The sequence below is a fragment of the Alkalibacterium pelagium genome, assembly GCF_900109325.1.
Taxonomy (GTDB): domain Bacteria; phylum Bacillota; class Bacilli; order Lactobacillales; family Carnobacteriaceae_A; genus Alkalibacterium; species Alkalibacterium pelagium.
This window is the reverse complement of sequence record NZ_FNZU01000004.1, coordinates 60,007-72,377: the sequence shown is the minus strand read 5'-3', so window position 1 is coordinate 72,377 and position 12,371 is coordinate 60,007. Positions and strand designations below refer to the sequence as shown.

General features: G+C 43.3%; 12 protein-coding genes. 2 read left to right on the top strand and 10 right to left on the bottom strand.

Annotated features, from left to right (window positions below):
• Nucleotides 1–50: 50 nt before the first annotated feature.
• The 9 genes from BMX79_RS04455 to BMX79_RS04415 form a co-directional block, all read right to left on the bottom strand.
• Nucleotides 51–911, bottom strand: a complete 861-nt coding sequence (locus BMX79_RS04455) for a helix-turn-helix domain-containing protein (protein ID WP_170230956.1) — start codon at nt 909–911, stop codon at nt 51–53.
• 176 nt (nt 912–1,087) lie between these two features.
• Nucleotides 1,088–1,759 carry a phosphate signaling complex protein PhoU gene (gene phoU / locus BMX79_RS04450; RefSeq protein WP_091479601.1) on the bottom strand — a complete coding sequence of 224 codons (672 nt, stop codon included), beginning with the start codon at nt 1,757–1,759 and terminating at the stop codon, nt 1,088–1,090.
• A 30-nt stretch (nt 1,760–1,789) separates the two neighbouring features.
• Nucleotides 1,790–2,551 carry a phosphate ABC transporter ATP-binding protein PstB gene (pstB, locus tag BMX79_RS04445; protein ID WP_091479599.1) on the bottom strand — a complete coding sequence of 254 codons (762 nt, stop codon included), beginning with the start codon at nt 2,549–2,551 and terminating at the stop codon, nt 1,790–1,792.
• Nucleotides 2,551–3,366, bottom strand: coding sequence for a phosphate ABC transporter permease PstA (gene pstA / locus BMX79_RS04440; RefSeq protein ID WP_091479596.1), 816 nt, complete (start codon nt 3,364–3,366; stop codon nt 2,551–2,553). Before pstA ends, pstB begins: the two co-directional genes overlap by 1 nt.
• Before the next feature lie 2 nt (nt 3,367–3,368).
• Nucleotides 3,369–4,190, bottom strand: a complete 822-nt coding sequence (gene pstC, locus BMX79_RS04435) for a phosphate ABC transporter permease subunit PstC (RefSeq protein WP_091479904.1) — start codon at nt 4,188–4,190, stop codon at nt 3,369–3,371.
• 189 nt (nt 4,191–4,379) lie between these two features.
• On the bottom strand, nt 4,380–5,288 hold the full coding sequence (locus tag BMX79_RS04430) for a substrate-binding domain-containing protein (RefSeq protein ID WP_091479594.1): 909 nt from the start codon (nt 5,286–5,288) through the stop codon (nt 4,380–4,382).
• A 178-nt stretch (nt 5,289–5,466) separates the two neighbouring features.
• The gene (gene pnpS / locus BMX79_RS04425; RefSeq protein WP_091479591.1) at nt 5,467–7,239 is read right to left on the bottom strand and encodes a two-component system histidine kinase PnpS; all 1,773 of its coding nucleotides are present in this window, start codon (nt 7,237–7,239) and stop codon (nt 5,467–5,469) included.
• Nucleotides 7,236–7,943, bottom strand: coding sequence for a response regulator transcription factor (locus BMX79_RS04420; protein ID WP_091479590.1), 708 nt, complete (start codon nt 7,941–7,943; stop codon nt 7,236–7,238). The genes pnpS and BMX79_RS04420 overlap by 4 nt, the downstream gene beginning before the upstream one ends.
• Nucleotides 7,944–7,983: 40 nt before the next feature.
• The gene (locus BMX79_RS04415) at nt 7,984–9,051 is read right to left on the bottom strand and encodes a mechanosensitive ion channel family protein (RefSeq protein ID WP_091479587.1); all 1,068 of its coding nucleotides are present in this window, start codon (nt 9,049–9,051) and stop codon (nt 7,984–7,986) included.
• A gap of 155 nt (nt 9,052–9,206) precedes the next feature.
• On the opposite strand from BMX79_RS04415, the gene BMX79_RS04410 reads away from it, so the two are divergent.
• Nucleotides 9,207–9,446 carry a hypothetical protein gene (locus BMX79_RS04410; RefSeq protein WP_091479586.1) on the top strand — a complete coding sequence of 80 codons (240 nt, stop codon included), beginning with the start codon at nt 9,207–9,209 and terminating at the stop codon, nt 9,444–9,446.
• 452 nt (nt 9,447–9,898) lie between these two features.
• Nucleotides 9,899–10,285, top strand: a complete 387-nt coding sequence (locus BMX79_RS04405; protein WP_091479583.1) for a DUF5412 family protein — start codon at nt 9,899–9,901, stop codon at nt 10,283–10,285.
• 167 nt (nt 10,286–10,452) lie between these two features.
• Here BMX79_RS04405 and mnmG read toward each other — a convergent pair whose 3' ends face one another.
• Nucleotides 10,453–12,348 carry a tRNA uridine-5-carboxymethylaminomethyl(34) synthesis enzyme MnmG gene (mnmG, locus tag BMX79_RS04400; RefSeq protein WP_091479582.1) on the bottom strand — a complete coding sequence of 632 codons (1,896 nt, stop codon included), beginning with the start codon at nt 12,346–12,348 and terminating at the stop codon, nt 10,453–10,455.
• Between the last annotated feature and the right edge of the window lie 23 nt (nt 12,349–12,371).

Here is a 12,371-nt window from a genome sequence, read left to right as displayed (position 1 = left end):
AAGATCAGCTGCCCGGTTGGGAAAACTGATCTTTTTTTGTTTCTATGCGTTTATTCCGTTCCAGCTGCTGACTGAAGCTGTTCCTGAGCCAGTTTAGTGATCAGCAGGTACTTTTCGTTCTGCTGAATATCAAAGATGGTCTGAGCTTTTTTGTAGGCATCCAGGGCTTCATCTTTCTGACCCAGCTTTTCCAGACAAGAGCCTTTATAGTAGAAAAAGTCGCCTAGTAAAAATAAAGTCTTCTTCTCTATGACCAGCTCCAGCCCTTGCATGACTTTGTCTAGACAGCTGGAATACTTGCCTTCCCTGAACAGACAAATCGAATAGTTAAGCAGCAACTTAGCTTTCTTCTCATGATTCATCCATTCTGCAAATGAGTCGAACCCCTTCTGATAGTAAGCTTCTGCCAGGTCGTACTGTTTCTTTCTCAAGTACTGGTTTCCAATGCTGTCAATAACTTCTACACGTAGTTCTCCATTTTTAACATCGGTTTCCATCTCAATCAGATAGTCGAGTGCCTTATCATTATCCCCGTCACGATAAGCGTATAACAGTCCCTGTATCCAGTTGAAGAAGTCTCTTTCTTCCCCTATGGTCTTTTCGATAAGTTCTTCATTCGATTCGATCAGATAAGATACTGATTCATACTCTCTTCTTTCAAGGTGCTGACGAATAATGCGGCACAGCTGTGCTGTTTGAGAATAACGGCTTTCGATCGAATCTTCCCCGTAAAAATAATGAATCGATACGGCCAGCCGTTCCGCTACTTTCTCCATCAGTTCCCGACTTGGTCTGACTTTCTTCTTTTCGATCCGGCTGATCATTGCTTGTGTACAGATGCCATCGGCCAGTTCCGCTTGTGTCATTTTAATTTCTTTTCTTCTTGTCTTAATCTTCTCCCCTAATTTCATACCCCTTTTTCCTCTCATTATATTACCATTATAATATCAGTTATATTAAAATATTATACACAAAACCTCATTTATTAGCTAGAGGAAGTTGGATAAAATCCAGTCATTTTATGAAAAAAAAGGAATGAATAGGCTTTCCGCCTCTCCATTCCTTGCTTTCACCCTTTGCAGGCTTATTATGAGTAGTTATGGTGAGTATTCAATTCCTGTATTTCTCCTGTTTCAAAATAAAGGATCCATTCGGATATATTCGTGATATAATCACCCATTCTTTCAATATAGGTGCTGACAAGAATGTAGTCTGTGGCGCCTAGAACAAGCTCCGGATCCTGACGCATCTCATCGATGCTGGCTTTTTTAATTTCGTCGGCCAGCGTATCAATGGCTTCATCCTTATGCGCAATCTCTCTGGCTTTTTGAGTATCATATTGGATATAGGCATCAATAATCTCCTGACCCATCACCTTAATTTTTTCTCCAGCTAGAGAAATTTTATTTTCGATCATCGTGTTGCGTTTATTCCCTTTAACTCTGATTGTGGATTTTGAGATGGATACCGCGTGATCGCCCATTCTTTCCAAGTCAGCGCAGGCTTTCATCACTGTGATGATCTTACGCAGATCTGCTGTGACTGGCTGCTGCAAGGCAATCAGCTCAATACAATCGTGTTCAAGCTGATGTTCCATTTCATTGATTTTTATGTCTTCATCAATGACTTGCTTGGCCAGCTCTTTATCATGATTCGCAAAAGCCTTGATCGATTTATAGATGGCTTCATTAACTCGGTTACCCATCTGAAAAAACTGACGATGCAGTTTTTCGAGTTCCTCATCATACGCTCGTCGCATGCTATTCTCTCCTTTTAATCCTGAAAGCAATTACCCGAATCGCCCGGAAATGTAGTTATCTGTTTCTGTTTCGCTAGGATTCGTAAAGATCTTACGGGTTTCATCCTGTTCAATAATATTCCCATTCAGGAAGAAGGCTGTACGGTCCGAAATACGTGATGCCTGCTGCATATTGTGTGTGACCATCACAATGGTATAGTCATTTTTCAGTTCGGATACAAGTTCTTCTATTTTTGAAGTAGAAATAGGGTCAAGAGCACTTGTTGGTTCATCCATTAAAAGAACATCCGGTTCTACCGCCAGAGCACGTGCAATACAGATTCTCTGCTGCTGTCCACCTGAAATAGATAACGCATTTCTATCCAAGTGATCTTTGACTTCATCCCAGATAGCTGCCTGCTTCAAGCTCTTTTCTACAATCTCATCCAGTTCACTTTTGTTCTTGATTCCATGCGTTCTTGGTCCAAATGCAATATTGTCATAGATGCTTTTTGGAAAAGGATTGGGTTGCTGGAAGACCATTCCCACTCGTTTTCTCAAATTATTCAGCTCGACTTTTCTGCTGTAGATATCTTTTCCATCAAGCTCAACGGTTCCTTCAATTCGGCAGTTTTCAACTAGATCATTCATGCGATTGAGCGTTTTGATCAGCGTCGATTTTCCACAACCGGACGGGCCAATAAAAGCTGTGATTTCTTTTTCGTAAATATCGAGATCGACACCATGAAGGGCTTCGAAATCTCCGTACCAGAGTTTTAAATCTCTGACTGTAATTTTAGTTGTTCTAGACATTATTTTCCTCCTCCAGCCAATCGCTTGCTCACTAGTGTCGATAACGCATTGATCACTAGAACAAATATAAGCAGAACGACTGCTGTTGCATAGGCTTCATTAACGTGACGCCCTTCCTGAGACAGTATATACATATGAAGAGACAGGGTTCTTCCGGAAGCGAAGAGACTGCCTGGTAGGTTTGTTGCCGTTCCGAGCGTGAACATAAGTGCTGCTGTTTCACCCACGATTCGACCAGTAGCCAGAATGACACCCGATAAGATACCAGGCATAGCCACTGGCAGGACCACTTTGAATAAGGTTCTCAGTTTCCCTGCTCCAAGCGCATAACTAGCTTGTCTGATAGGCATACCTGTGGCAATCAGTGCCTCTTCAGTCGCTCGAATAATGACAGGCAGCGACATGATCGTGACCGTCAGAATACCTGCAATCAGTGAAAATTGAAACTCCAGGAAAATAACGAAGAAAAGCATACCGAATAATCCGTAAATGATTGACGGGATTCCAGCCAGAGTGTCTGTAGCCATTCCGATCGCTCTAACCACTGGATTCTTTCTGTCAGCATAGTCCACCAGATAAAAACCTGTGAACACGCCAATCGGAGTCGCAATCAGTAAGGTGCCCGCAACGACCATCAGTGTCGTCATAAGCGCCGGCATCATTGATACATTGGATGTGCTGTACTGCCATGAAAACAGAGAGGGCGTCAGAAATCTGACCCCGTTGATCAGAATGTAAATAACCAGATAGCCCAGCATGCCGAAAGTAAAAGCTGCCGATGCATAGACTAGACCTTTCATTAGTTTACTTGTCATGATTATTTAGCCTCCTTTGTTTTCATAATCAGAAATGTCGTGTTGATGATCATAATGAAGACGAACAAGACGACACCTGTTGCGACTAAAGCATCCCTGTGCTGACCGGATGCATAGGCCATTTCCATAACAATATTCGTAGTCAGCGTTCTGACCCCTTCCGTAAGCCCTCTAGGCATTAACGGTTGGTTTCCGGCAACCATGACCACTGCCATCGTTTCACCAATTGCCCGTCCGACTCCCAATACGATACTTGAGAAAATGCCAGATTTGGCAGCTGGAACGACAACTGAGAAAATACTTCTTTCGTGACTGGCACCCAAGGCCATGCTTCCTGAAAAATACGAACGGGGCACAGAGCGGATCGCTGCTTCAGATAAAGAAATGACTGTCGGAAGAATCATGATGGCAAGCAGGAGTATCGCTGCCAGCATACTGTTACCTGGACCGCCGAATATGCCACGAATCTGTGGAACGATGATTCTCAGTGCAAAAAATCCGTAAACAATAGAAGGAATTCCTGCCATTAAGTTAACTGCAGGCTTTAAGAATGCATAAAGTCTCTTCGGACAGAATTCCGCCATAAAAACAGCCGTCATGACACCGATCGGCACACCTAGACCTACTGCACCCAGTGTTACTAGTATAGAACCTGTGATCATAGGTAAGAGGCCGAACGTGGTCCGATTCCAGGTTGTTCCGAAAATGAAATCAGTCAAGCCATACTCGAACATCATAGGCAAACCATTAGTAAAAATAAAAATTACGATCAGTACGAGAGACAAAATGGAAGTGAATGCCGCCATGAAGAAGACGCCATGCATGATCTTTTCCTTCCAATCCGTCTTAGCTGTTTTTCTGACGGGAGGACGACGCTTAGTCTTCCCCGCTGCCCCTTCATTTATGTGTTCCATAATTAAAATCCTTTCTCAATTACAGTACAAGAGGGCTGCCGAACAGACGCATTATCTGTTCTGCAGACCCCTCTTTCCTATCTGTTTAAACGCTATTGATTAATCTAAAATGTCTGCCCATGTTGAGAAGTCGCCTCTGAAGATGTCTGCAACTTGATCCATGCTTAATGATTCAAGTGGGTTATCCGGGTGGACAACGACTGCGATTCCATCAAGTGCAACAGCTCTTACTTCAGTTACTTGACTTGTTTCGTCATCATCAAGGTCTCTTGATGCCATACCGATATCAGATGTTCCTTCAATTGCAGAAGTGACACCTGCACCAGATCCAGTTGAGTGAACAGCGATTTGTACGTCAGAATGAATCTCCTGATACGCTTCTGCCATTGCTTCAACAACTGGGTATACTGATGTTGATCCGTTAACATCGATCGATCCGCTTAAGTCAAGATCGCTGCCTTCGTATGCTGGAGCATCGGTATCAGAAGGAATGTAGCCCACTTCGTCAACAATAGCCTGTCCTTCAGCTGAAAACATAAATTCCCAGAAGTCAGCAGCAACATCGTCCAGATCTTCTCCGATAATGACGTTGAAATTACGTGCAATTTCGTAGTCGCCATCAAGGATATTCTCTTCATTCGCGTCAACACCATCAATTTGAATTGCTTTCAGTGAATCGTCCAGAGCTCCAACTGAAGTATACCCAATGGCATACAAGTCGTCTGCTACAGTACTGTTGACTGCGTTCGTTCCTTGCTGAGCTGTTGCTTCAGGAGCAATCAGGTCGTTATCGCCATCATCAAGTCCAGTTAGTTCAGCAAAAGCATCACGCGTTCCTGATCCGACTTCACGAGTAACCAAGTGCAGATTTGTTGAGTTATCGAAGTCTCCCCCGTTTGATCCTCCATCAGAACCGTTTGAAGCACCTTCGCTTCCAGTGTCAGCACAAGCGGCCAGAGTTGTTGCGGCTAAACCTACGATAGATAGCAGTTTGATATGTTTTTTCATGTTAATCTCCTTTAGTGGATAAATTAAGACATCTCCTGTCTACAGTCCCTATATTAAATGTCGACTGTGTACTTTTATTGGATTTATTGTCTGTTTTATGTAAGGGAATGTAAATATTGTGTAAAGAAAACCCACGACTCAATGGACAGGTGTCCTAAGTCGTGGGTTGCAATTTATTCTATTCATGTTTTAAAGGAAGCCAGATGGTAAAGGTACTGCCTTTATTTTCTTCGCTGTCTAATGTGATGCGTCCCTGATTATTTTCAATCAGCCATTTCACAATAGCCAGACCCAGTCCAGTTCCTCCAGCATTCCGGCTTCTAGCCTTATCTACTCTGTAAAAGCGTTCAAAGATACGCGACTGACTCTCTTTAGGGATCCCGAGGCCGTTGTCACTGACAGTTATCACGGCTTCGTGGTCTGTCCGGTCAATAGTCACGCCGATCCATCCTTTGTTCGGCGTATAGGTTACTGCATTTCCAATCAGGTTAATCAGAATCTGCTTCAGCTGGTCCCGGTCGATTTCCATTACGACGGCTTCTTTTTCCACCACATTGAGTGTGATCTGTTTCAAATCCACTTTCTGGTGAAGGATATTTCTGACCTCATCTGCGACATCCTTTATCCGTACATCCTGAATGACTCCCCGAACTTTATGTTGCTCAAGTCTGGAAAGCTGTAGAATATCCTGGACCATCAAATCCAGACGTGTCGATTCTTTGTGAATGATTTTCAGAAATTCCACAAGCACTTCTTCATCTTCAAGAGCGCCATCCAGCAGCGTTTCTGCAAATCCTTTCACTGCAGTAATCGGTGTTCTCAGCTCATGAGAAACGTTGGCCACAAAATCGGTCCGAACTTTTTCTAGTCGCCTGATTTCTGTAATATCATACAACAGGACAATATGATTGATGGTCTCTTTGGACTGATTCAAAATTGGGACAACATTGACATCGACGACCTTTTCCTCAGGATACAGCAAAGTCGTTTCTTTATTCTGCAGGCTCCGCTCCTGAATCGCTCGAGTTATCAAGTCAATCAAAGCTGTACTATGCAGGCCTTCTTCATAAGACATCCCGATTTTACCGTAAAGATCTTCCCCTACGATTTCATTCATAACGGGGTTGACCATACTGATATTTCCATAATTATCTACAACCATGACCCCAATAACTAGATGGTTGACCAGTTCCTTGAGCTGGGTCTGATTCTGATTGATTTCCTGCATCTGATAGTCAAGGTTCATGGCCAGGTGATTGATGGCAAGCCCTAACTCATCGATTTCTTTATAGGAGTGCTCCCGGTAACGGCTCGAATAGTCCTGAATCCTCAGTCGTTCAGTGATCTGCTTCATTTTTTCAATCGGGTCGCTTATTCTCTTTGTCCAGTAATTGGTAAACAGCAGCGCGACCAGAATGGAAATGACCATGAACAAGGCAAGCGTCTGAATGAACTGATCAGTCAGTCCACCCATCTCCTCTACATTTTTAGAGAGCCGGAGAAAACCGATCAACTCTCCTTCTGCATTCACGAAATCCGTAGCAGCATAATAAAGGACTTCTCCTGTGCTTTCACTGGTACGGTTGAACGTGCCGATTGATTCTCCCTCAAGCACCTGCTGAATTTCAGGCCGATCGAGATGATTTTCAAGTGTCTCTTCCTGAGCTCGTGTATCGTAAATGACCTCTCCTTCAGGCGATATAAAGGTAATACGCTCAGTAATCACTTCAGCCGTCTGGTCCAGCTGCAAATCAACCAGGTCCAGATCATCTTCAAACTGAGTTGCATCCAGCTGGCTGGATAATGTCAATAGTTGAGACTGAAGATCCTCGCCCTGCTGCTCAATAGCCTGCCGCTGAAGGATGGACGAGATAAGATAGAGAAACAGGAGGGTAAACAGCACGAGAACGAGCATGAAAAACCCGAGAATCCTGGCTCTCAGCTGTTTCATTTCGGCGCCTCCAGCTTATAACCGAACCCTCTGGCAGTTTTCAGATAGACCGGTTTCTTGGGGTCTTCTTCGATTTTTTCCCGTAAATGACTGATATGCATGTCAACGATGCGGGTCTCTCCGGTAAAGTCAAAGTCCCAGACCGCCTGAAGCAGCTGTTCCCTGTTGAGAATACGCCCTTTATGTCGCGCCAGGTAAAGAAGCAGTTCAAATTCTTTAGGTGTCACTTCCTGCTTTTCACCTCTGACAGACACTTCATACTGATCAGGAGAAATAACGATGTCACCGATGATGATGTCTTCCGTCAATTCGTTTGACTCTTCCTTCGATGCACTGTTTCTCTCCATACGTCTGAAAATAGCTTTCATACGTGCAATGACTTCTCTAGGACTGAAAGGCTTGGTCATGTAATCATCTGCCCCGAGTTCCAGTCCGACGATTTTATCAATCTCTGAATCCTTAGCCGTAAGCATAATGATCGGAGCATCGACTTTTTCTCTTCTCAACTCCCGGCAGACATCCATCCCATCCATCCCCGGAAGCATCAGATCGAGAAGAATGATATCAAAGGAAGTGCTGAGTGCCATCTCGTACCCTTCTTTTCCATCCATTGCCCCAGAAACCTCATAGCCTTCTTTCTCCAGGTTATACTGTAAAAGCTTCAAAATAGACTGCTCATCTTCAACTATCAGAACTTTTTTCATTTGCGCCCTCTTTCTCCTCATGACTGGTCTTGTTGATTATTTAATTTGATTTTACATGAATGTCGCGTTGCGGGAATGGAATTTCAATTCCATTCTGCTCGAATTTCTCAAAAATTTTAAATCTCAAGTCACTCGGAATTCTGAATTCCCGTTCTTCAGATTGTGTATCTATCCAGAACCAGACGGTGAAATCTAACGAAGAATCACCAAACTCTTCAAAAAAGACTCTCGGTTCCGGTTCTTTGAGGATATTATTCCATTTTTCTTCTCGCAGTTCAATAACAGATTCTTCAAGCAGCTGTCTGACACGGGCGACATCGCTGTCGTAAGACACCCCTACACCCACGGCAATCCTGAGTCTAGTATCAGCATAAGACCGGTTCACAAATTTTTCTTCAAGAAAATAGGAATTTGGTATAATCATGCGTTCGTGAACGCGAGTTCTAACGACAGTCGCTCTCATTTTGATTTCTTCCACATCGGCAATCGTTCCGTCGATAATGATTCGGTCTCCCACTTTTATGGGCCGTTCAAACAAAATGATCAGACCTGAAATGAAGTTGGACATGACATTCTGAAGTCCGAACCCGATCCCGACACCCAATACGCTGGCGAAAACAGTCAGACTCGTCAGATCAAAACCGATCGAGGAGAATGAAATAAGTACGGCTATCGTTACAATAAGGTAGTGAAAGAAGGTATTCATCGATGCCTGTACACCACGGTCCAGACCGTATTTATCGTATACAGTTGGTAGAATATATTGCCGGACGGCTCCGGACAACTTCACCGCCAGTACAAGTGAAAAGACAACGGTCAGTATTAGAAAAATTGTAATATTCGTATCGCCAAATGTGAAAAGCGTCTGGTAAATCAAAGCTGTTCGAGAGAAGTATGAGAACAGGAAGACAATCACCGCAAAAAAAGTCAGCCAGTTGATCACTGTAGTCAGAAATAAAGCTGTCCGTTCATTCGAAGTTATTTTTTTATTCCCTTTAACCAGGACGTATCGTACTAAGAGAATGATGATGAAGCCCAGCACTGCGCCTACCCAGAAACTGATGCCAAATTCATCCAACGATGCCATCCAATCAATCAATCTATTCATAATTTGTTTCCTCTTTTCATGTGTCGTTGAGTTTATCTTACCAAACGCGCATCAAATAAACGATTATTTCGTTGCTTTACATCCCATAATTAGTCTATGATACGCCTATAGATTGATCCCTTGACCGAAACGCCAAAGAGAATGGAGCAACGACTATGAGTATCAACGATTTGACCAAAGACACTGCCTTTACTTACGCCATCCGAAAGAATCATAAAGTGTTTATCTACTACTACGGCAAACAAGTAATGATTGTCAGTGGACACCGTGCCGCTCAGCTTATAGAAGACTTAGAATATGCAGATGAGGAAGACACACAGTATCTGCTTGCAAGACTGACAGGTAATTTTAAACGTGGCAACGAGCGCGAGTCGAAAACGAAGGATAAGTACTGATGTGTAGATGATGGGATGATTGCAGAAATTACTTCTTTTGATTCAGATACAGTTTCTAAAATTTTCTTGTCTCCCATCTCCTTTATTAGCTTAATTTTTTATGTAACGTTGATGTGACATTCGTTTAACCACAGTGTACCATCACTGATTACTTACATTTCAGTCGTTTTGAGATAACATAATTGTATCCAGATATGACAAGGAGAATCCACATGCAGTTTCCATCGAATATTATCGTTGCATTTTTAATTTCTGCAATACACGTTTTAATCTCTTTTAGCCTTAAGTTACCTAGTAGATATAAAAAGCCGTTTCGTATTTACACTGTCATAATCAATTCATTTTTTTTCTGTTCTTATTGGGCTTTTCGGTATTTTTCAATAGATCTTTGACTAATCAAAAAAAATAAATAATACCATGCTATTTGTATGATGAAGGAGTATATATTTATTATGAAAAAGAAAATAGCACTTGTGTCGATTGCTGTCTTGATCTTGCTTAGTTACGGCGTGTACAAAGCCTTTTTTGATACTAATCTATCTAATTTAGATGGGAGAGGAACATTAATTCGAGAAGTTGTTAATCCCTTCAACAGCAACATTAAAGCCCGTGTTTTTACTATCGATGATGGCGGAGCAACCGTTCGTCCATCTTTAAGAGTGGCGGCAAACTCCAATGAGGGGTCTTTTGAAGATACGACTGTTTTCTGGTATTATCCTCTATCAGAAATGGATAGTACCACTATTGAATGGATAGATGAGAGTTCATTTGAGATAAATCAAATAGAGATAGATATAAATGACAAAACTACTTGGTTTAACTGGAAGGAAGCTAATTAATATCAAACCTCACGCTGCCAATACGACAATTGGCATATCTGACCGTTTTATCCTCACAAATAAATTAGCCAGCACAAAAAAAGATGCATTCAAAAAACACACTCTCCCGAACAAGTCTAATTCGTTTGACGAATCATGTCCGGAGAATGTGTTTTTTTATTATTTTATTATGAGGCGTTGACCTTCTGGATGTCCCCTTGTTCGACGTAGACCATCAGAATAGAGATGTCTGAAGGATTCACACCACTGATACGACTGGCTTGGGCAATCGTTTCAGGTTGAATTTTCGTCAGCTTTTCTTTAGCTTCAGTGGCGAGGCCATTGATCGCTGTGTAGTCAATGCCTTCTGGAATACGCTTGTTTTCCATTCGCTTGACTTTATCCGCTTTTCTGATCGCTTTATTGATATAGCCTTCGTACTTGATGAAAATTTCAACTTGTTCTTTGACGTGTTTCGGCAGTGCCTCTTCAGTCGGAGCAAAGCTGAGAATGTCATCATATTTAACATAAGGACGTTTCAGGAAGTCGTAGACCAGCATGCCGTCTTTGAGCTGTGGTTCACCTTTTTCTTCAAGGTAGTCTGCCACTTCGCTCGGTTTTACACGTATAGTTTTCAGGCGAGCGAGTTCATTTTCAGTTTGTTCTTTCTTCAGCATGAAGGCATCGTAGCGTTCTTTGGTCAGCAGCCCGAGTTCGAAGCCTTTTTCAGACAGTCGGAAATCAGCGTTGTCATGACGTAAAAGCAGACGGTATTCCGCACGTGAAGTCAACAGACGATACGGCTCATTGGTTCCTTTAGTGACCAGATCATCGATCATAACCCCGATATAAGCTTCATTACGCTTAGGCACGTAGGCTTCTTCACCTTTGATCAGACGAGCTGCATTGATGCCGGCAATCAGACCTTGTCCGCCAGCTTCTTCGTATCCGGATGTCCCATTCATCTGACCGGCAGTAAACAGGCCGCTGATGCGTTTAGTTTCAAGAGATGGACGCAATTGATACGGTTTGACGACATCGTACTCAATGGCATAACCGGTACGCATCATCTGAGCATTCTCTAGCCCTTCGACGGAACGCAGCACGGCCAGCTGCACATCTTCTGGAAGAGAAGAGGACAGACCTTGAACGTAAATTTCATCCGTGTTTGCGCCTTCCGGTTCCAGGAAAAGCTGATGGCGCGGTTTGTCACTGAAACGGACAACTTTGTCTTCAATAGACGGGCAGTAACGGGCGCCTACTCCTTCAACGATACCAGTGAACATTGGTGCGCGGTGGAGATTTTCTCGAATAATGTCGTGAGACACGGTACTGGTGTAAGTCAGCCAGCACGAGACCTGTTCGTCAAGGTAATCTTCGTCAGGTGTTTCAAAGCTGAAATGGTTCGGCTCAGCATCTCCGGGCTGTTCTTCCGTTACAGTATAGTCGATCGATGACTTGTGGACACGCGGTGGCGTACCGGTTTTAAAACGGTCCAGTTCAAAGCCAAGCTCAAGCAGATTTTCAGATAGCTTGACGGAAGGCTGTGTGTTGTTCGGACCTGATGAGTATTTCAGTTCACCAATAATGATTTCCCCACGTGAAGACGTTCCGGCAGTGAGTACCACGGCATCCGAACGATAAATCGCTCCAGCATTGGTCTTCACACCTTTGATCACATCATCTTCGACAATCAGTTCATCGACGATTCCTTGCTTCAAGTCAAGGTTAGGTGTCCGTTCGATGGTTTTCTTCATTTCGTTAGAGTACAGATATTTATCGGATTGGGCTCTCAGTGCTCGGACGGCTGGACCTTTTGCAGTATTGAGCATACGCATTTGAATATAGGTCTTATCCGTGTTGCGTCCCATTTCGCCACCGAGGGCATCGATTTCTCTTACTACGATTCCTTTTGCCGGTCCACCGATTGATGGGTTACAAGGCATATGGGCAATCATATCCAGGTTGATGGTGATCAGTAGAGTTCTGGCGCCCATTCGAGCAGAGGCCAGCGCAGCTTCAGATCCTGCATGTCCAGCTCCAACAACAACGACATCGTAATGTCCCGCTTCATAAGTTTGCATCGCATGATTCCTTTCTATTTATC